We start from the raw sequence: 20,591 nt of genomic DNA on the forward strand, positions 1-20,591 counted from the left end.
ATCGTAAAGCGGGATGATAAGCAGAGGAGGTACCCGTAGATGACAGAACGCATTCCGTGTATACGGGAGGGTTGCGCAAATACGATTTTGCCAGCAACGGCTGCCAAAACAGGTGGGTACTGCATGCCTTGCAAACAGGAGATGGAACGTGAGGCGCATCAAAAATACATTGAAGCCAATCGGCGCGACGTGAACTTGTATGAGGGAATGACAGACCCGGTAGAGATTTTGAAAATCATGCATACAAGCCATGTTCATGATCCACTAATCCGTTATGTGCCATATAAGCATTCCAAAGAACAGGTATATCTGTCCTTGTCTACAGAGCAGCAAGCTCTCCTGATCGATTATGCGATGCAACGAATTCGTACAGGGGATGAGGATACAGGTAAAGACATTTTGGTATATCTGGTTTGTTACCATGATACCTCGTTGTGTGCACAGATTCCTGAGCTGTTGGAGCACGAGATATACTACCCTGCCGTTATGTATAAAAGTGCCTCTGCCGAAGTACGTGATCAACTCTTGCAGCAGGTGAATATCGATAATGAGTATCGGAATAATCTATTGCTTATGCTTGCCTATATTGGAGATGAAGTTGTCGTACACCAGTTCCAGCAATGGAGGCAGTCGCCGCCTCGCTGGGCAGATCAGTTACATGTCGCACCAGAGCACTATGCAACCGAAGCCGGTTGGGGGTTGACGAATGAAGGCCAGCGCAGGGATTTATTCATCACCCCAAGTTATGCACTCTATAAAGTAAAAAAGAATGCAGGGGCCGACGACACGTTAATTGGCGATCCAATCTCTATGCTGTTGGGAAGTAGCGATAACTGTGAGTGGTGTGGCAGTCCGTTAACGACCTTAATTGATCTGGATGTACGGCATCCGGCATTGCAGGACGTGGCTTGGAACAGTGAGCGACTTCAAGTGCAGACTTGCATGATATGCAGCTGTTATGGCGTCGTTTATATGGAGATGGATTCAGCAGGTGAACCGTGCTGGAGTGTGCATAATGTGATGCCCGTGGGATCGGATGATCTTGACCCGGATGACGATGTTCAGCTTGCACCGGATGCAGGCCGGCAGTTCCGGATTGCGACTGTACCCCGTCATGCGTTCCATGCCAGTGAGTGGGCGATGGAACCTTCTGCATCCCAGATCGGGGGCCATCCCGGATGGGTTCAGGACGCGGAGTATCCGATCTGCCCATGCTGTTCCATGAGAATGAAGGCTGTCGGACAACTGGACTGGGGCGAGGTTGAGGAATACGGAGATGGCATGTATTACATGTTCATTTGCGAGCCGTGCCAGATGACTGCGGTATCTTATCAACAGTCCTGATGAAGGAAGCAATGATTTTTTTAATTCATAGAAGCGATTTAGGTGTTATGACAGCAGCATACCCAATAGGGGCTATCCCATATGGCTTCAACATGATGGGAAGCCCCTTTCGTATGATTAGGTCAACCATATGCTGGTTGGCCTTTTTCTCTAACGTTTAGAGTTCTGCAGATGCCTGTGTAAGAAGGCCAGCCAGCCACTCATAGTCCGGCGTATCTTTTTCCTTGATCTTGATGGTTTTGCGTTCAGTTGGGCCTTCGAATATCCCAACTGGCAGTTCAAGTCCAGTTGCATTGAAGATCGTGAAGGATACTGCTGGCTTGGACGGGGAAATGACCGCCGCGTATTTACCGTTTTTCAGGAAATGAGGTTTCTTGTATTGCACACGTTCCTGGACTTCAGGGATGGACTCATGTACCAACTCCCGCAGTTTGCTTGCAACCTGGACTTGCCAGGGAACCGGGATCTGTTCGATAAATTCAGTGACTTCCGCATTCATATTCATGCTTGTCCACCCTCCACATTGATCTGATTGTGTGCTTCCCATTCCGGTCGTAGAATGCCCATCCATAAGCGATCGTAGCGCTTGCCGTCACGATACACAGCTGATCTGGCGCGACCTTCCAGCTGAAAGCCGACCTTCTCATAGGCACGTATGCCCTTTGCGTTATAGGCGATGACATCCAGACCTACCCGATCCAGATTCAATTCATGGAAGGCATACCGCAAAATAAGATTCAACGCTTCCGTTCCGTATCCCTTGTTGCGATGCTCTGCGAGTCCGATGCCAATGGCAAGCTGTCCGCACCGGTTGTTCCATTCAATGCTGTGAATGACAACAAATCCGATCAGTTGTTCATCCTCACGTGTTCGAAGCCGGAAGTAAACTTCCTTGTCCTTCGTCTCACCTTCATCTTCAAGTTGCTTTTCCGAAAAAGGAATGGCAATATCCGTATCCACATTTCGCAAATATTCGGGATCTTCATTCCATTGCAGCATGGTCTGCACGTCTTCTGCACGGGGCGGAGTCATTTTCAATCGTTTGCTATAAAACAGGTTTTCAGTCGATAGTGTCATGTTGGTCTCCTTTGAATAAGTTAAGTTTGTTTCACCTCAATACGACAATTCGTTATATGGCTGCTACGCAATATTCTTCGCTCCTTTTGGTTTCAGATAGCCTCACTATAATGGAAATTTCAGGGTATCACAATAGACATTTCATTCGTGTTTTTAAAGCTGTTGTCAGAAAACCTATCATGGTAGTACTATATAAATAATAGATATATATTCAGTGTCACAGCATATAACAAAATTGTCGGCAGGAGTGGTAGATGTGGAGATCAAAGTAGACGATTTGAGCGGCCCTCAAGTGATTGGATTAATTGCAGAACATCTGCAGGGCATGGCAGAAGATTCACCGCCGGAAAGCATTCACGCTCTGGATCTGGATGGATTGAAGAAACCGGAGATTTCATTCTGGTGCGCATGGGAAGGGAAAGAACTGCTGGGCTGTGGTGCGATGAAAGAACTAAATTCGGAGCATGCAGAATTGAAATCCATGCGTACAGCAGTGGCTCACCTGAGAAAAGGCGTGGCGAGACAAATTCTGGCTTATATTATCGAGGTTGCCCAGAATCGGGGGTATAAACGAATCAGTCTGGAGACGGGTTCAATGGATTCTTTTATCCCGGCGCGGAAGCTGTATGAGGAATTTGGATTTGTTTACTGTGATCCATTCGCAGATTATCATTTGGACCCAAACAGCGCTTTTATGACGAAGGAATTATAAATTACATGTTAGGCAGTAAAACATAGCGGGAACATAGGAAACCAGTATTCTGTTGTATACAGACCGCTGGTTTTTGTGTGTGCATAATTGTTTTTTGCATAGTGGTGGATTGCAACAAATCATACATATTAGATGATCGGAAGAAGAGTAGAATGTATTCAGATATATGAGTTGTGATGATACAGATTGGCTCTTATCATTGTAGGGTATAAAACATACGTCATGTCAGCATCGGTTTGGGATGAATTGGCCTTACGGAACTGCTGGGCTGAGGCATGGACAATAGGGTATACTGGACATTATGTTTATGTAAACATTGAAACAGGAATACAGACGTTTTTTACATCAGGAGGATTGGAATTGGCTCAGACAGAAGGAACATTGCAGAAGAAACTTAAACCAAGACATATTAGCTTCATGGCTATGGGCGGTGTCATTGGAACCGGAATTTTCAAAGGAAGCGCCGAAACGATTGGACTCGCAGGACCGGGAGTCATTGTAACGTACATTTTTGCAGGGTTACTGTTACTGGTTGTCATGGCTGCAATGGCAGAGATGGCTACGGTATACAAGAACAAAAATATGAAGGATTTTGTACAGGAAGCATTCGGCAGTAGAGTCTCCTTTATTATGGGATGGATGTACTGTTTCCTGTGGTTATCGGTATGTGTAATTGAGGTAATTGCCGCAGGCAGCTTTTTGCAGTACTGGTTCACGGAAGTGCCGCTGTGGATGCTTAGTCTGGCGTGTGCGGTGTTTATAATACTGATTAACCTGCTTAGTGTAGGCGTATTTGGGGAATTTGAATTTTGGCTGGCTGGCATTAAAATCGCCATGATTATTATTTTTATTATCCTCGGGGCGGGTCTGATCTTCGGGATCATTCCAAGTGACAATACACCTTATCTGCAAAATTACACGCAAGCAGGCGGTTTCTTCCCTAATGGGTGGTCATCGATTTTCTCGGCATTGCTGGTCGTCATGTTCTCGTATGGAGGATCTGAGCTGATTGGCTTGACCTTAACGGAGACGGAAAATGCGGACAAGGTGATGCCCAAAATTGTGGGGAACTTCATGCTGAGAATTATTTTGTTCTTCACGCTTCCGATTCTCATCATCTGTGGGCTTATTCCTTGGAATGAGTTGGGGCCAGAAAGCAGCCCCTTTGTACAGGTGCTGGCTTCCACAGGACTGCCGGGTGCAGCACATATTATGAACTTTATACTGGTGACCGCCGTTCTGTCTGCTGCGAATTCGGGCATATACGGTGCATCCCGGATGATGCACTCCATGGCGGTGGGTGGTGAAGCACCCAAGGTGTTATCTCAAACGAATCGTAACGGAAGCCCGGTGAATACACTTCTGGTGTGTGCCGTCATTCTGCTTGGAGGCTCCATGCTGGGGCTGTTCGCACAAGATCAGCTCTTCCGCGTGTTGCTGGCGGTTCCAGGATTTGTCGTGATGCTGGTGTGGATCTGTATTGCCACTTCACAGCTGAAGCTGCGTAAGAGATATCCGGTACAACCGACATTTAAAGTCTGGGGATTTCCGTATATCACCGGAGCCGCGGTACTGTGTCTAGGCGTGATTGCCGTCATGTTCGTGTTTGATGAGAGCAATCGTTTTAGCATTGGCATCTGTCTCACCGTACTTGCTGTAATGATTATCTGGTCCCTGATCCGATTCAGGAAGACGAATGGACGGGCATAAAATTAAGTTATATTAAAATGAATTCAATTAAAAAAATAAAAGGCCGCTCTTGTTGAGCGGCCTTTTTGCGTAAATAACACCATACCGTTATTTACCTGTTATCTTTCTTTCCTGCGATCCACGCTCAATACCGTTTGCTAGAGTTACGAATCATATCGGTAGCAGATCGCTTTGCCTTCACTACTCTCGGAACTGAATTCGGGGTCTTCTACAAATCCGAAACGTTCGTATAGTCTGATCGCGTTGACCATCTGGCCGCCTGTATATAAATACACCGTGTTTTTACCCATGCCCTTAGCAGATTCAACACATTGTTGAAGCAGTTCCCTGGCAATGCCATGGCCTCTCCACTTGGGATTCACGCCCAACAGCCGAATAAATGGATAATCAATGGGTAACTCGAAGGTCGGATAAGCCTTGTGTGCGGTCTCAAACAATTGAACCGATCCGACAATTTGATCATCTATTTTGGCAACCCATAAATGCTTGATATAAGGATTACTCGGCGATTCTCGAATATCCTTCAAATAATGTTCCCATTGTTCCTGTGTTTGGAACGTGTCCCGGTACTCGGAGTAACTTTCAATGAGAATATGTACAATTTCTTCATGGTCAGCTTCTGTAGCGGGATGAATCGTTACTGCGGTTGTCATCTCAAGTTCTCCTTCTGATCATGGTTTGATAAGAGATATAGCTGACTTGAATTGTAACACACCTGAGGGTACTGGATTCATTCAAATTTTCTATATATGGCTCATGAAATTCTATGAGTTGGTCTATCCGAACAAGCACACTCAAGGTTCGCATGGTTAAGGTTCATTATAGGCGATTGAGCTGTGTGGAATACAAATTATTGCGATATTCGGTTGGTGTATTGCCTTCGTATTGCTTGAACATGCGCAGGAACAGTTTGTAATCGGAAAACCCGCATTGTCCCGCTATTTCTTTCACACTGGCATTGGTATTGAGCAGCATCTGCTTGGCTCGGTGAATCCGTTCGGTGAGGATATAGGTTTTGAGCCCGATGCCTTTCTCGCGTTTCACCATTTTGGAGATGTAGTCCTTGTTAAAATTAAAAGTCTCGGCAATCTTGGCTACCGAAATGTCGGTATGCAGATGAATATCCACCCACTTGCAGATATGGTCAACGATTGCATTGTGTGGTCGATAACCCGCCTGTGTGTTGCGTTCCAGCTCTTTGAGCAGCAGCAGCAATGCGGCATCTGCTTCTTGCGGCGAGAATGATGAACAATGCAGCAGCTGCTTGAACAGCTGATTAGCCGTGGACGGAACCTGAATGGTCGTATAGGTGGGATACTGGTCAAACTCTTCCTCATTCGAATCATAATGAACCCAGTAAAAGCTGACGGGAGCATCGCTGACCTGATAGCCATAATGGGTACGCCCAGCCCTCAGAAATAGCAGATCATTGGCATGAAGTACGTACTGCTCGTCCTCCTCCGCAATGTTCATCTCGCCTTCCAGCATCAAAATAATCTCGTGAACAGGCATGCTGCGCTTCATGTGGCTCCAGTTGCCTTCGGATATGAACTTGCCGCACAGGTAATGTTGCAATGGCTTTGGCATAGGACGGATTTCTCCACCTTTTCTTGGATTATGAGTCTGATGTAGTTGTATTTTATTTGATAATATGAGGATATTCAAGGGTTGGGTTGGCAATGAACGATAGGTAAATATGAATCACAACACGGATTTTATCCTTATCCTTCGTGCATCCATTAAAGTATATCCAAATATTCATTACATACCAAGGAGGAGTGAGTGTGATGATTGAAACGAAAAAAGGTTTTTTGGGACCTGAGCATGTGGATCTGTTAAATGGCGTTTTCCAAACGTCACAACAGGTGGGGGAACGGTATTTGTTATCGCTGGACATTGATCGTTTTCTGGCACCATGTTTTGAGGCCCATGGGTTACTGGCGAAAAAGGAACGATACGCGGGATGGGAGGCACGCTCGATCAGTGGGCATTCCCTTGGACACTATCTGTCTGCCCTGGCTGTGACCTATCAGGCGACAGGGAATGAAACGCTAAAACATACCCTGGATTATGCCGTCAGGGAGCTTACATCCATTCAACAGACAACAGGCAGCGGGTACATCGGCGGCTTGTCTGAAGAAGCTTTCCACATGGCTTTTCGAGCAGAACATATTGGTGGCTTCAACATTGGCGAGTACTGGGTGCCTTGGTACAGCGTGCACAAAATCTATCGTGGTCTAATTGACGCTTACAAATTAACAGGGAATCAACAGGCTCTTGAGGTGGTAACACGTTTTGCTGACTGGGCGGTAGAAGGCTTGCTGCCGATGACAGAAGAACAGATACAAGCGATGCTTCAAAGTGAGCACGGGGGCATGAATGAAGTATTTGCACATTTATATGGGATTACGGGCAAAGCCTTATATCTTGAGATAGCTAACAAGTTCACCCATCAATTGATCCTCAGACCGTTGGAGCAGCAGCAGGACGATCTTCAGGGCAAACATGCCAATACGCAGATTCCGAAAGTCATCGGTGCAGCCGAAATTTACAATCAGGACCATACTCACGAGAGTTACCGGACAGCAGCGGAGTTTTTCTGGGATACCACGGTTCATCATCGTTCTTACGTATTTGGTGCGACGAGTATTTCCGAGCATTATGAAGCCAAAGGTATGGAGAGTCTGGGCATCAAAACCGGAGAGAGCTGCTGTACCCACAACATGCTGCATTTGACGAAACAACTCTACACCTGGAACCCTGACAGTGCCTATATGGATTATTATGAAAACGCTATCTACAACCACATTCTGGGCACACAGGACCCAGATACAGGGAACAAAACGTATTTTGCGTCAACGCTGCAAGGCCACTACAAAATCTACGGTACTCACGATACCGCCTGGTGGTGCTGCACAGGATCTGGCATGGAGAACCCGGGCAAATACGCTGAGGCGATTTATTTCGAGGATGAACAGGATCTGTACGTCAACCTGTATATCGCATCCCAATTGGACTGGAGATCCCAAGGCCTATCGCTGAAGCTCGAAACCGACTTTCCTTATTCGGAAAAGGGTACCCTGACGATCACCGAAGGCAGCGCCTCGGCCAATCTTAGACTACGTGTGCCCTCATGGCTGCAAGAGCCAATGACGGCAACGGTCAACGGGGATACGGCGCATCCGTATAGCCGGATGGAAGCCGGATACCTCTCCATCGATCGCGCATGGACCGCTGGCGACGTCATTACGATCACGCTGCCGATGTCGCTCCACCAATACACGTCCCGGGACGATGCACACAAGGTGGCATTCCTGTACGGTCCGATTGTACTGGCAGGAGCACTTGGAAGCGAAGGGCTGCCCGAGGATACCATCGTGGATGAGACCGCGCTGAATCCCAAGACCGCACCTGTCCCTGTAATCTGGACGGAGCAGGAGGATGTGAACGAGTGGATCAAGGTGGTAGACGCAAGTACGTTGACGTTTGAGATCAGCAAGGACGTCACCTCGGATGGCAAACCGGTGAAGCTGATCCCGTTCTATGATGTGCATCATGAATTCTATACGGTCTATTGGCCGTTCAACGATGCAGGAGATGCTTTGGAGAAGGAGCTAAATGATATTACCATCGACAGGGTACAGCCTGATGGTCAGCAGGATGAGATCGGACATCATCTGGATAGCAATTGCCGCGCAGAACATTATAACGGTTCGTATACAGATGGCCGTAACAAGCTGCATATGTGGCGGGAAGCCTTTGGTGTCAGCGGGGCTTACTTCAGCTACCAGTTGGCAGTGGATGGTTCCGCACCGAACTATGTATGTGTCGCATACTGGGGCGGGGATCATTCTCCTTTTGAACGCAAGGATACGAAGTATGAAAGAACATTTCATATCACTGTCGATGGAACGGTGGTCGGTGAACAGCTGATTCATATGAACAAAATCGGTGAAGTATTCTACGTTACCTATGATATCCCTGAGACGGTTACGTCGGGCAAAGATAGCGTTCGGGTCGCATTTCAGGCATTGGGTGATCAGGGTTGTGCCGGTAAGGTTGTGGAGGTACGAACAACGCGGAGCAAACCGGAGTCCATTTATCGTAAATGAGGTATTGTATGAAATTGGGCAAACACAGTGGTATATTAAAAGCAAAATGCTGATTAGGTAAAAGAGGAGGTTGGAGTGTGGCCAAACCAGACAATAAAGGCATCTATAGTTTTCAGGATTGGCTTACCTGGGAGGGAACTTGGGAGTTAATTAATGGGAAAGCGTACGGCACGTCTCCAGCGCCCACCTCATTACACCAGTTTATTGTGGGTGAGCTGCACTTCTCCTTGCGTACTTTTTTTCAGAATCGAAAATGTTTCGTATTTGTTGCTCCCTTTGACATTTATTTCAGCGAGAATGAACAGTATGACGTACCTGACCATGTTGTCCAACCGGACTTATCGGTGGTTTGTTCCAAAGACCAAATATCCAAAAACGGCTGTCACGGTGCGCCGTCTCTAATCATAGAAGTGCTGTCTCCTTCAACTGCGCTGAAGGATTTTAATGAAAAGTTTAATCTGTATCAGAAATATGGCGTGAATGAATACTGGATTGTTGACCCTGGCAATCAGACCGTTCATGTGTACACATTGGAAGAAGGCACTTACCAGAACCGTCATCTGTACACGGAGCAAGAAACGATTCAATCGGTATTATATCCGGAACTGGAGATTCCGCTTCGGAATTTATTCAAACTGAATTAGATCTGAAAACATCATAATCACTCCGGCGCTGGCGTCGGGGTGTTTTTTTTATCGAATAAGTCCTATATAAAAAATAACACGCACTCCATATTTCCACGTATTACCTGATAACATTTCTTTTTCCGCCACCGATGGTTCAAGGGCGCAAGGCTCATTTCCCAGAGGTTACAAAATCTTATCCACGTTGTCCTTCTAAAGATGAAATGGGATAAGCCCATGCCACGTATATTATGAATATCCATATTAATCCACCCGAATGAGGCAACATCATGTACAATGATAGAAATATGCAATTGGAAATATCGACCTGAAGATCCGACATATAGCGTGAAAGGAGGTCTGATGATTTACATGATAAAGTACATAAAGCTGCTGGGGCTGATCTTCGGCGTTGTCGTCATGAACGTTCTATTATTCTCGCCAGGATTCATCGGGCTGAATTTTGATGGGGGTGCTTTTACGACAGCGCTCTCGGTCACGTTCTTGTTCGGAAGTGCTCTTGCTCTCTTCTATGGAAGTTATACCTTGTTGTTCAGACAGCCTGTAGTCTTGCCCGTGAAGCAAATCGAAACCCATGAAGATTATGTGGAAGCGTTATCCTTCTATAGACGCATTAAAGTGCTTGAGGAAGATATTACGCTGGGATTGTCCCAACTGAGCCGCATGAAGAAAAAGAAAGAAACCCTCCTGAATGTACTGAACCAGCGATTTGATCCGGGGGAACTGAGTTACAAGAAATTTGCTTCGGTCACTCTTGAAGTGGAGAAGCTGTTATACCTCAATATCCGAAGCGTGCTGAACAGACTCAATGTGTTTGATGAAGCCGAGTACGCCAGCCTGATGAAATCCAAATCCGCTACACTTCCCCAGAAGCTTACTCAGGAAAAGACCAAAGTATATAACGAATATCTGAGCTATGTGAAAAATTCACTTCATACCAATGAGGAAATTCTTTTGAAGCTTGACCAGCTGATGCTGGAAATCTCCCGACTGGACAGTTTTGAAGCTGGAGATATCGAACAGATGCCTTGTATGCAGGAGATTGACCAATTAATCAAGCACACTAAATTATACAGACAGTGAGGGGTTGCCTTATGGCGAAGAAGGGAAAGTTTTTTTTCATATCGATCTTGATGCTCGTGCTCGTGTTTGGCCTGGTATATGCAGGTATTACGCTGACGTCGAACGTGGGTAAATCCAGTACACAGGTAACGACAGAGAATGCAGGCAAAGAATTAGGCAAGCTGTATGCGGACATTGCACCGGCAACGGCTGAACCGGTCAAAGGACAGATCGATCTCGATCCGGTCGATGTGGCAGAGTCCCTGCCGGACATCTCCAAATTCCCGATCACGGTCGAGAATACAACGAATGATTATGTAGAGATCTTTTCTTCCATCGAGAAGGCGGGGACCGGTGCGGACGGCTGGTTAACCGAAGTAACCGAAGAGTTCAACAAAGCGAACATTACCGTAGACGGCAAACAGGTTTCGGTGAAATTACGCAATATCGCATCCGGAACGGCAGCCGATTATATCAAGTCCGGCAAATATGTGCCCGATGCGTACACCCCTTCGAATGAACTGTGGGGCGAGATGGTAGCTGCAAGCGGAGTAAAGACAGACCTGGTATCCAAAAGACTGGTGGGGAACGTTCCCGGTATCGTCATCTCCAAAGCCAAATATGATGCGCTGGTCGACACATACGGCTCAGTTAATGTAAAAACCGTGACCGAAGCGATTGCCAATAACGAACTCGCGATGGGGTACACCGATCCATTTGCCAGTTCCACGGGGCTGAACTTTCTCGTGACGGCACTCAACACGTATGATAGCTCCAATCCGCTTGGAGAGAAAGCCATTGAGGGTTTTGAGAAGTTTCAGGCGAACGTACCGTTTACAGCATCAACAACCATTCAGATGCGTGAAGCAGCCAAGTCAGGGCGTCTGGATGCATTTGTACTGGAATACCAGACTTACGTAAACACCGCAGATCTGAAAAGCGGATACGTCTTTACGCCTTTTGGCGTAAGACATGACAGCCCACTGTATGCGCTGGGGCAATTGCCGCAGAACAAGCAGGAGATCATCAAGAAGTATGCGGAATTCGTAACACAAGCGAAGTATCAGCAATCGGCTGAGGAATTCGGCTTTAATGGCTTGCAGGATTACAAGTCAGAACTGAGCACAGTGGATGGCGGCACCTTGTTGTCCGCGCAGAAAGTATGGAAAGAGAAAAAGAATGGCAGCAAACCGATCGCAGCCGTATTCGTCACCGACGTATCCGGAAGCATGGACGGGGAACCGCTAAACCGACTCAAGGAATCCTTGCGCAAAGGCCAGAAGTTCTTGGGCACAGACAACAGTATCGGCCTCGTCTCTTACTCCAGCGGGGTAACCGTGAACCTGCCGATTGCCAAGTATGATACGAATCAGCAGTCCATGTTTGTCGGTACAGTGGATAGCCTGCAAGCGGGTGGCGGCACGGCAACCTTCGATGGTATTGTCGTGGCGATGAAGATGCTGGAAGATTATATGGCGACCAATCCGAATGTGAAGCCGCTGATCTTTGTCCTCAGTGATGGCGAGACCAACGAAGGTCATACTCTGAAGGATATTCGTGATCTGGTCGAGACGTACAAAGTGCCGATCTACACCATTGGTTACAACGCGGACATCAAAGCTTTGGAGAGCATCTCCAGTATTAACGAAGCGGCGAGCATTAATGCGGACACCGACGATGTTGTGTACAAAATCGGTAACCTGTTTAACGTGCAGATGTAACAAGGGTACTGCACTCGAAGTGGCCGTGTGTGACATATTACATTATTCATTATTTCATTTATGCAGCACGTAAATTGAAGGGGGAACTTGGATGTCGTTTTCGATGGAGATACCTAGCCAGAAGGAAATTCAGAAGGTGATTGAGGAGGAAATAAAGCCCGTACCTGCCGAGGTGGCAGAGCTGCAGCAAGTGGCGAATGCCAACGTGGAGATGATCATGACACTGGATCTCGAATCGCTGGAGAAACGCAAAGAGATACTGCAATCCATTGACGGCTTTGGCATGAACACGATGAGATCCTCTTCCGAGAAAAACGCGTTGCTTCAAGTCTCCGTTGGACATCTGTCCAAGACGGGAGACGAGGGCGGTCAGGTCGCCAAAGGCTTGACCGAGCTGCATATGCAACTAAAGGATCTCGACCCAAGCGTGGTCGATTTCGCGAAGACCGGGTTCCTCGGCAAATTGTTCAATCCGCTGCGGGCCTATTTCCTGAAATACCAGAAGGCTGACGCGGTCATCGCCGACATTGTAACCTCGCTGGATAAAGGCAGATCCACATTAAGAAACGACAACACAACACTGGAGATTGAACAGCAGAACCTACGGGAACTCACCAAACGGCTGCAAAAGGAAATACAGCTTGGGGTGCTGATGGATGAATCAATCGACGGGCAGATCGAAGCTGCTAAAGTCCGTAACGAGGACCCGGAGAAAGTCCGCTTCATTACCGAAGAAGTGCTGTTCCCGCTCCGTCAGCGGGTCATGGATTTGCAGCAAATGCTGGTAGTGAACCAGCAGGGCATCATGGCGATTGAAGTCGTCATCCGCAATAACAAAGAATTGATTCGCGGTGTGGATCGGGCCAAAAACGTCACAATCTCGGCATTGAAAATTGCCGTTACTGTCGCGAGTGCACTTTACAATCAGAAGATTGTGTTGCAGAAAATTGAACTGCTCAACCGGACGACCAACGACCTGATCGCAGGTACGTCCAAAATGCTGAAGGATCAGGGAATTGCCATCCAAAAGCAGGCGTATGAAGCCAGCATCTCCGTGGATACGATGAAACAGGCGTTCACCGATGTGCTGTCTGCGCTCGATTCGATCAGTCTTTATAAGCAGGAAGCTCTGCCTAGAATGCGCGAGACGATTAACCAGTTCCGTGAACTTGCGGATACCGGGGAGCAGCAGATTCAGCGGTTGGAGAAAGGCCAGAAGCTGGGACTGTAATCAGAAGAAAGCAAAAATTACGTATTTAATTGATATCTTCCATTTCTATAATTAGAAGAAGCGACCGTTCCTTGTTAAGCACTCGGGAATGGTCGCTTTTTGGAATTCTTTAAGATGTAATATATTGGATAATTTTACCCTAATGAACTCATTTCAGGTTAGACTGGACCACCGCATTGGCGGGCTTGAAATTAATGATTTTGAATAACTCATCTGCCATATAGGCGGGGGTGTGTATGAATTCCTGCCGAATCCACTCCAAGATCATGCCAAAAATCGCATGAGATTGATAGCTGGCTAGCAGTTCCTGGTTGATGTGAGAAGGAAAAACCTCAGTCAGATCCTGCAAGGCAAGGTTACGAAGGACCTCACAGATCATTTGTTGAAAGTTGGACGCAGCCTCGGACTTCACCACAAGCGTGTAGAATTGTGCATGTTGATGCACATGTTCAAATATTTTGATCGCGGAAGAAGGCATATGACTTACTCGGAATAGTTCCATATCCTGATAGGGTTCACGGAAAGAAGCTACCAAATCCTTGATCACGTCATCGATCATCTCATTGAACAAGTCTTCCTTGTATTGATAGTGTCTGTAAAAAGTACCCCGATTCAGATCCGCGAGCTGCACGATATCCGTAATGGATATTTCCTTGAACGGCTTCTTTTGCATCAATTGGATGAGGGCATCCTTCAGAGCCGCTTTGGATTTCTTGATTCTTCGGTCCATGGAATTCGGAAGTTTAGTCATATGCAGACTCCTTGTAAGTACGTGTTTTTAAATTAAAGTACATTTATGATTAAAAGTGTTGAATAACGTACGTTTGGGCAGACTTTTACTGATTGAACAGGAATGCTATGACTTATTATACTAAGGATAAGAGTTAATGAACATTTGTTTGTTAACTTATTGTAAACGAATACATGGAGGATGATACAATATGAAACTTCAAGATAAAGTGGCTGTCGTAACAGGTGCAGGTTCGGGTATGGGTAGAGCAATTGCAACACTGTATGCCCAAGAGGGGGCAAAGGTCGTTGTATCGGATATTAATGCAGAGTCCGCACAGACGGTAGTGGATGAGATTAAGGCACAGGGCGGCGAAGCCATTGTGGTGCTTGCCAATGTGGCAAAAGAAGAAGATATCCAGAACCTGATTGATACGGCGGTTAGCACCTACGGAACGGTGGATGTTCTGGTGAACAATGCTGGCATTATGGATGGTATGGAGCCGGCTGCTGATGTTCTGGATGACAAATGGGAGAGAGTATTTGCAATCAACACCACCAGTGTTATGCGTGCGACACGTAAAGTGCTGCCAATCTTCTTGGAGAAACAAAAAGGAGTCATCGTCAACATCGCTTCAGCAGGTGGCTTAAACGGTGGACGAGCGGGTGCAGCTTACACAGCTTCCAAACATGCAGTGGTGGGATTCACCAAAAATACTGGCTTCATGTACGCTGAGCAAGGCATTCGCTGTAACGCTATCGCTCCAGGGGCGGTAGCGACCAATATTAGTTCATCGATGGCTGGACTCAGCCAGTTCGGTGCAGGTCGTCAGCAGTTGGGGATGGCGATTAACCCACGTATAGGTACAAGTGAAGAGATTGCCAAGGTGGCACTGTTCCTTGGATCGGATGAGTCCAGCTTTGTGAACGGAACCGTCATTACGGCAGATGCAGGTTGGAGTTCCTACTAAGCATCGTTGTTAAATAACCGAAACATGCAAAGAAGCTCATACAGGTGTATGGGCTTCTTTGTATGTTCATAACAGGCAGGAATGCGGGACATCAAACCATTAGGACAAACGTTTGCACAAACGTGTCTACGCATTCCCGGATAACGTAAAGAGGGACGAATCCCGAACAATTAAGCGGTGCGGGATAATAACCGGATTTTGAGGCAGATGTTCACCATGCAAAATTTTCAACAATACCTGAACCGCAGTATAACCAAGCTGATAAGTTCCGATATCAATGGAACTGAGCGGCGGGGAAGCAAGCTCTGATAAGGCAATATTATTAAAACTCACAACACTTATATCTTCAGGAACGTTATATCCCAGTTCGGCCAGAGCACGAAGCACTCCGAAGGCAACATTGTCGTCGATGACAACGAGGGCGGTTGGTCTGTCTGGCAGCGACATGAACAGGGACATCGCCCGGAAGCCGCTTTCCTGCAGGAATTCTCCTTCCACGATCCAGTCATTGTTAGCATCAAGACCCGCTTCTTTAAGTGCATTATTGTATCCTCGCATGCGATCATGAGACAACGTCAAATCCGGTGGTCCGCTCACAAATCCGATTCGTTTATGTCCTTGTGCAATCAGATGTGTAGTTGCATCGAATGCCGTTTGTACATTGTTATTGTCCACCATCGGTGCATCGGGATGTGTTTCGCTGCGACCAATTAGTACAAAGGGGAACTTTTCCGCCTCCAAAAATGAAATAATCGGGTCTTCCCGTTTGGAGCCAAGCAGCAAAATACCATCCACGCGTCGCCCATGCACCAGGCGGGATATGGCATTCAATTCATCGCTGGAAGACGTTTCGGTGGAGAGAAGAAGTTCATAATTCATGCGGGTGGCATGCGTAATGATTCCCCGAAGCAATTCTCCGAAAAAGTAGTTCTGAAACAGCTCTTCAGCAGGTCGGGGCAGCATGATACCCAGGGTATGAGTCGTTTTGGAAACAAGGCTTTTGGCCATCATATTTGGATGATAATTTAGTTCTTTCATGATTTGCTTCACTTTGAGTGACGTTTCCGAACTGATTCTGGGATGGTTGGAAATAACCCGTGAGACCGTAGAAGGGGATACACCCGCCAATTTGGCTATATCTTTGATTGTAATCATGTGAAAAATCCCTTCTGTACAAGCATTTCAACATGTCTCCTATGTTAATTCAAAGACTTTGATAAATCAATTGCTAACTGCATCATGAGAAAGAAGAGGTAGCGAAATAAAGGAAGACGGCGGGAGATCAAGGAAATCGGAAATTACAGGAACATATGTCGCAAAAATGAAGGAAAATGAGCAAAAATGACTTGTGCAAACGTTTGTGCAAATAAAGTTAGCTATTGTATGATGTGATTGTTATTATAGCGCTTACATGACTTGAATCACATACATCTAAGAAAATTCATCCCGATTACATAAGGATTGGACCAATCTGAGGTTAATATGAGCAAACGTTTGTATTACTTTCGAACGGATAGATGCCGAACCTCAGAATACAGGAACAGTACACAGAAAAACGGGTGAAAAGCGCAAGTACAGCATCGATCATGACTACGAAAAGGGGGAATTTCAATGAGAAAATGGCAGCAAGCAGCACTTGCAGGATTCATGGCACTCACACTTACCGCATGTTCAAGCGGAGGTGGAGGCGCTGCGCCAACCACAACAGACAGCGGTGAGACTGGTGAAACAACAGTGACCGCGGAAAATATTCAGCCAGAAGAGGGCGCAAGCCTTGTCATATGGGAGGATAAAAATCAGCGGAGCTTTATCGAGGAGCGAGCGAAGAAATTTGAAGAGGAGTACGGTGTTTCTGTAAAGATCGAGGAATTGCCGCCGACCGATCAGGTGACCAAGCTGACAACGGACGGACCCGCGGGATTGGCTGCGGATGTGGTCGTTTTCCCGCATGACAAGATTGGCAGCGCTTCAGAAGCCGGACTGATCTTGCCGAACGATATTTTTGAGCAAAAGACCACACAATCATCCAGTGACAATGCAGTTAAAGCCGTAACCTTCAAGGACATCTTATACGGCTATCCCTACAGCGTAGAAACCTATGCGTTGTTCTACAACAAAAAGCTTTATCCCGAAGCACCGAAGTCATTTGAGGACATTATCAGCTTTGCCAAAACCTTTAATGACACCAAAAACAACAAGTACACTCTGATGTGGGAGCTCCAGCAGTTCTATTACAACTTCGCTTATCTGGCTTCCCAGGGCGGATATATCTTTGGCGATGAAGGCATGAACAGCGAGGATATCGGCCTCAACAATGAGGGAGCCATCAAGGGCGGTCAGTTCTTACAAACGCTGAAATCGGAAGTACTGCCTGTGAAAATGGGCGATGTGAACTATGACATCAAGAAAGGCCTCTTTTCTAGCGGGAAACTGGCCATGGATATTAACGGACCTTGGTCCATCGCCGATTATCGCAATGCCGGCATAGACTTCGGTGTTGCTCCACTCCCGGCGATTGAAGGTAAACCGATGACCTCCTTCTCTGGAGTCAAGGCCTATTATGTCAATGCATTTACAACGTATCCGAATGCTGCCAAGCTGTTTGCGGCATATCTCTCCAGTGCCGAATCTCAGATGGTCAACTTTGAGATGAACGGAACTCTCCCGGCCAATAAAGAGGTCGCGGCAGATCCGAAGATTCAGGGGGATGAAATTACGAAGGCATTCCTTGAGCAATTCAACAACTCCACCCCGATGCCTTCGCTTCCTGCAATGGACAGCGTTTGGGGGCCTATCAGCGCGGCAATTACCGACATATGGGATGGAGGCAAGGATGTAAAAACCTCTCTGGATAACGCAGTCAACCAAGTCAAGGAGAGCCTTGCAACTGTCCAATAAATAAAGAAAGAGCAGGTGCAGAGGAAGCCAACATTTCCTCTGCACTCTGCTATAACTGATCGGTAACTTCGCTTGCCGGGAAGGAGTAGGAATGAATGAAACAGCAGCATGTTCCAGTCACTGTCAAGCCGAATAGAGAAAGGCAGCATCGCATGACAGCGGCTGTATTGTCCGTGGTCCTGCAAGGACTTGGACAATTGTATAACCGTCAATGGATCAAGGGAATCTGTTTTCTGATCCTGGAGGGAATTGGGCTCGCATATCTGATTCCCCGTTTGAATCAGGCTGTATGGGGTGTATGGACGCTGGGCGAGCAGACGCAGCGTTTTGTCAAAGTGAATGGATCAACGGTACTGCAACAAGGCGACCACTCCATTTTTTTGCTGCTCAATGGAATTATTGTTCTTTTGGTGTTTTTCGTTTTTCTTCTTCTATATATCTTCAATATCCGGGACGCGTATCTCACGGGAAAATTAAGAGAGGAAGGAAAGCAGGCCACCGGAGCTTCTGCTTCCCTGAGATATTTGCTCGATAAACAATTCCCGTATCTTTTCTTGTCCATTCCAGCCCTCGGCATTCTGTTTTTCACGATTATGCCGATTTTATTTACGATTACGCTGGCCTTCACCAACTACTCGGCACCGGATCATATTCCGCCCGCCAAGCTGGTGGACTGGGTGGGATTTAAGACTTTCACGGATCTGATCCAGCTTAAATCGTGGAGCCATACCTTCTTTGGGGTATTAACGTGGACGGTGATTTGGGCCATTCTGGCAACGGTCACCACGTATTTCGGTGGCGTGCTGGTTGCGCTTCTCATTGAACAGAAGGGTATTCGCTTCAAAAAGCTGTGGCGGACGATATTCATTCTTCCCTACGCCATTCCGCAGATTATCTCCCTGCTTTTGATGCGCAACTTGTTCAACGGGCAGTTTGGTCCCATTAATACGTATATGAAGGCTTTTGGCCTTGAGGGGCTGCCGTGGTTAACCGATCCGTTCTGGGCGAAAGTTACCGTCGTCCTGGTAAATATGTGGATCGGAATCCCGGTCAGCATGGTGCTCATACTGGGCGTGTTGACGGCGATTCCTCGGGATCTGTATGAAGCGGCTGAGGTAGACGGTGCGTCCGGCTTTCAAAAATTCCGTATCATTACGCTTCCCTTCATCATGTTCGCTACAACACCGGTGCTCATTATGCAGTTTGCCGGAAATTTCAACAACTTTAATGTCATCTTCCTGCTGACGAACGGTAATCCACTGCGTGGCGATTATCAATATGCGGGATCAACCGATCTTCTCGTGACCTGGTTGTACAAACTGACATTGGATAACAACAAGTTCAACATGGCTTCGGCGGTCGGCATCATCATTTTCCTGATTATTGCGTCGTTCTCCATCTGGAATTTCCGTCGTTCCAAATCGTTCAAGGAGGAGGACATGATTCAATGAAGAAGCGCAACAATCCCATGCGTCTGACGCTCAGTTATGTGCTGCTGGTCATCATTGCCATCGTATCGGTGTATCCCGTCTTGTGGATATTTCTCTCGTCACTTCGTCCAGGGGCAGCGCTATATAGTGAACGTCTGTGGCCTGAAGCATTCACGCTGGCCCATTACGGGGAACTGTTTACCAACCCGTCGTTCATGTATGGTACGTGGTATCTAAACACGTTGAAGATTGCCTTTTTCACGATGATTTTCTCAACGCTTATGGTCACGTTGGGCATGTATGCCTTATCCCGGTTCCGGTTTCGCGGTCGGAAGACCATTCTATCCACCATGCTGATCCTGGGGATGTTCCCCAGCTTCATGAGCATGATCGCCATTTATATTATTTTGCTTCAAATCAAATTGCTGGACACCCATGCCGCGTTGATTCTGGTCTATTCGTCCGGGGCTGTGCTGGGTGGATTTATTGTCAAAGGGTTCTTTGATACCATCCCGCGCAGTCTGGATGAAGCCGCACGAATTGACGGTGCCAGTCATCTGCGCGTGTTCACCAGTATCATTTTGCCGTTGTCCCGGCCGATGCTGACCTATGTAGCTTTAACCAGCTTTACTGGTGCGTGGATGGACTTTATCTTTGCCCGGCTGGTGCTTCGGACGAAAGAGAACTGGACCCTTGCAGTCGGCATGTGGGATCTGGTGAGCCGGTATCAGGACAGTAACTTTACGATGTTTGCTGCCGGGGCCGTACTGATCGCCATTCCGATTACGTTGTTGTTTGTATTCCTGCAGCGTTTCCTTGTGCAGGGGCTGACCTCTGGCGCCTCCAAAGGATAAAATGATAAAGGATATAAACAATTAACCGCATAGACAGCCTGTAGAACATACCCAGGCCACCACCAATCAGGCGCTTCTGAGAGGTTCCATTCATCG

The 20,591-nt window shown here is 47.0% G+C and carries 18 protein-coding genes; 12 read left to right on the forward strand and 6 right to left on the reverse strand.

The genetic code is table 11. From position 1 onward, the window contains the following. Window positions 1-39: 39 nt before the first annotated feature. Window positions 40-1,344 carry a DUF1963 domain-containing protein gene (locus tag P5G61_RS26650; protein WP_301249249.1) on the forward strand — a complete coding sequence of 435 codons (1,305 nt, stop codon included), beginning with the start codon at window positions 40-42 and terminating at the stop codon, window positions 1,342-1,344. A gap of 157 nt (window positions 1,345-1,501) precedes the next feature. Here the strand turns inward: P5G61_RS26650 and P5G61_RS26655 are convergent, their stop codons facing one another. Together P5G61_RS26655 and P5G61_RS26660 are read right to left on the reverse strand one after the other, a co-directional pair. Continuing rightward, window positions 1,502-1,843 carry a DUF1801 domain-containing protein gene (locus P5G61_RS26655; RefSeq protein WP_301249346.1) on the reverse strand — a complete coding sequence of 114 codons (342 nt, stop codon included), beginning with the start codon at window positions 1,841-1,843 and terminating at the stop codon, window positions 1,502-1,504. A gap of 2 nt (window positions 1,844-1,845) precedes the next feature. Further along, a complete protein-coding gene (locus tag P5G61_RS26660) occupies window positions 1,846-2,421 on the reverse strand; it encodes a GNAT family N-acetyltransferase (RefSeq protein WP_301249251.1) in 576 nt (191 codons plus the stop codon). Between the two features lie 256 nt (window positions 2,422-2,677). Here P5G61_RS26660 and P5G61_RS26665 point away from each other — a divergent pair, with 256 nt between their 5' ends. Together P5G61_RS26665 and P5G61_RS26670 are read left to right on the forward strand one after the other, a co-directional pair. Beyond that, window positions 2,678-3,133 (forward strand): GNAT family N-acetyltransferase, encoded by a 456-nt coding sequence (locus P5G61_RS26665; RefSeq protein ID WP_301249252.1) that lies wholly within the window; start codon window positions 2,678-2,680, stop codon window positions 3,131-3,133. A 360-nt stretch (window positions 3,134-3,493) separates the two neighbouring features. Further along, complete coding sequence (locus P5G61_RS26670) at window positions 3,494-4,843, forward strand: amino acid permease (protein ID WP_301249348.1); 1,350 nt, start codon at window positions 3,494-3,496, stop codon at window positions 4,841-4,843. A gap of 143 nt (window positions 4,844-4,986) precedes the next feature. Here the strand turns inward: P5G61_RS26670 and P5G61_RS26675 are convergent, their stop codons facing one another. Together P5G61_RS26675 and P5G61_RS26680 are read right to left on the reverse strand one after the other, a co-directional pair. Further along, a complete protein-coding gene (locus P5G61_RS26675; RefSeq protein WP_301249253.1) occupies window positions 4,987-5,496 on the reverse strand; it encodes a GNAT family N-acetyltransferase in 510 nt (169 codons plus the stop codon). A 166-nt stretch (window positions 5,497-5,662) separates the two neighbouring features. Continuing rightward, entirely contained in the window at window positions 5,663-6,430 is a 768-nt protein-coding gene (locus P5G61_RS26680; protein ID WP_301249254.1) for an AraC family transcriptional regulator, read from the reverse strand. 200 nt (window positions 6,431-6,630) lie between these two features. Here P5G61_RS26680 and P5G61_RS26685 point away from each other — a divergent pair, with 200 nt between their 5' ends. From P5G61_RS26685 to P5G61_RS26705, 5 genes are all read left to right on the forward strand, one after another. Next, a complete protein-coding gene (locus P5G61_RS26685; RefSeq protein ID WP_301249255.1) occupies window positions 6,631-8,955 on the forward strand; it encodes a beta-L-arabinofuranosidase domain-containing protein in 2,325 nt (774 codons plus the stop codon). Window positions 8,956-9,032: 77 nt separating this feature from the next. Continuing rightward, window positions 9,033-9,599, forward strand: coding sequence for a Uma2 family endonuclease (locus P5G61_RS26690; protein WP_301249256.1), 567 nt, complete (start codon window positions 9,033-9,035; stop codon window positions 9,597-9,599). 351 nt (window positions 9,600-9,950) lie between these two features. Next, the gene (locus P5G61_RS26695) at window positions 9,951-10,682 is read left to right on the forward strand and encodes a hypothetical protein (RefSeq protein WP_301249257.1); all 732 of its coding nucleotides are present in this window, start codon (window positions 9,951-9,953) and stop codon (window positions 10,680-10,682) included. An 11-nt stretch (window positions 10,683-10,693) separates the two neighbouring features. Then, window positions 10,694-12,382 (forward strand): vWA domain-containing protein, encoded by a 1,689-nt coding sequence (locus P5G61_RS26700; protein ID WP_301249258.1) that lies wholly within the window; start codon window positions 10,694-10,696, stop codon window positions 12,380-12,382. 91 nt (window positions 12,383-12,473) lie between these two features. After that, a complete protein-coding gene (locus P5G61_RS26705) occupies window positions 12,474-13,613 on the forward strand; it encodes a toxic anion resistance protein (protein ID WP_301249259.1) in 1,140 nt (379 codons plus the stop codon). Between the two features lie 148 nt (window positions 13,614-13,761). On the opposite strand, the gene P5G61_RS26710 is transcribed toward P5G61_RS26705, so the two are convergent. Continuing rightward, window positions 13,762-14,364 (reverse strand): TetR/AcrR family transcriptional regulator, encoded by a 603-nt coding sequence (locus P5G61_RS26710; RefSeq protein WP_301249260.1) that lies wholly within the window; start codon window positions 14,362-14,364, stop codon window positions 13,762-13,764. 190 nt (window positions 14,365-14,554) lie between these two features. Here P5G61_RS26710 and P5G61_RS26715 point away from each other — a divergent pair, with 190 nt between their 5' ends. Then, a complete protein-coding gene (locus tag P5G61_RS26715) occupies window positions 14,555-15,313 on the forward strand; it encodes an SDR family oxidoreductase (RefSeq protein ID WP_301249261.1) in 759 nt (252 codons plus the stop codon). A 126-nt stretch (window positions 15,314-15,439) separates the two neighbouring features. Here the strand turns inward: P5G61_RS26715 and P5G61_RS26720 are convergent, their stop codons facing one another. Next, the gene (locus tag P5G61_RS26720; protein WP_301249262.1) at window positions 15,440-16,468 is read right to left on the reverse strand and encodes a LacI family DNA-binding transcriptional regulator; all 1,029 of its coding nucleotides are present in this window, start codon (window positions 16,466-16,468) and stop codon (window positions 15,440-15,442) included. A 456-nt stretch (window positions 16,469-16,924) separates the two neighbouring features. Between P5G61_RS26720 and P5G61_RS26725 the strand changes: the two genes are divergently transcribed. The 3 genes from P5G61_RS26725 (at window position 16,925) to P5G61_RS26735 (ending at window position 20,495) form a co-directional block, all read left to right on the forward strand. Further along, window positions 16,925-18,211 carry a sugar ABC transporter substrate-binding protein gene (locus tag P5G61_RS26725; RefSeq protein WP_301249263.1) on the forward strand — a complete coding sequence of 429 codons (1,287 nt, stop codon included), beginning with the start codon at window positions 16,925-16,927 and terminating at the stop codon, window positions 18,209-18,211. Window positions 18,212-18,306: 95 nt separating this feature from the next. Next, window positions 18,307-19,662, forward strand: coding sequence for a carbohydrate ABC transporter permease (locus P5G61_RS26730; protein ID WP_301249264.1), 1,356 nt, complete (start codon window positions 18,307-18,309; stop codon window positions 19,660-19,662). Beyond that, complete coding sequence (locus P5G61_RS26735; protein WP_301249265.1) at window positions 19,659-20,495, forward strand: sugar ABC transporter permease; 837 nt, start codon at window positions 19,659-19,661, stop codon at window positions 20,493-20,495. The genes P5G61_RS26730 and P5G61_RS26735 overlap by 4 nt, the downstream gene beginning before the upstream one ends. Window positions 20,496-20,591 lie beyond the last annotated feature (96 nt).

The organism is Paenibacillus vandeheii (assembly GCF_030433635.1).
GTDB lineage: Bacteria > Bacillota > Bacilli > Paenibacillales > Paenibacillaceae > Paenibacillus > Paenibacillus vandeheii.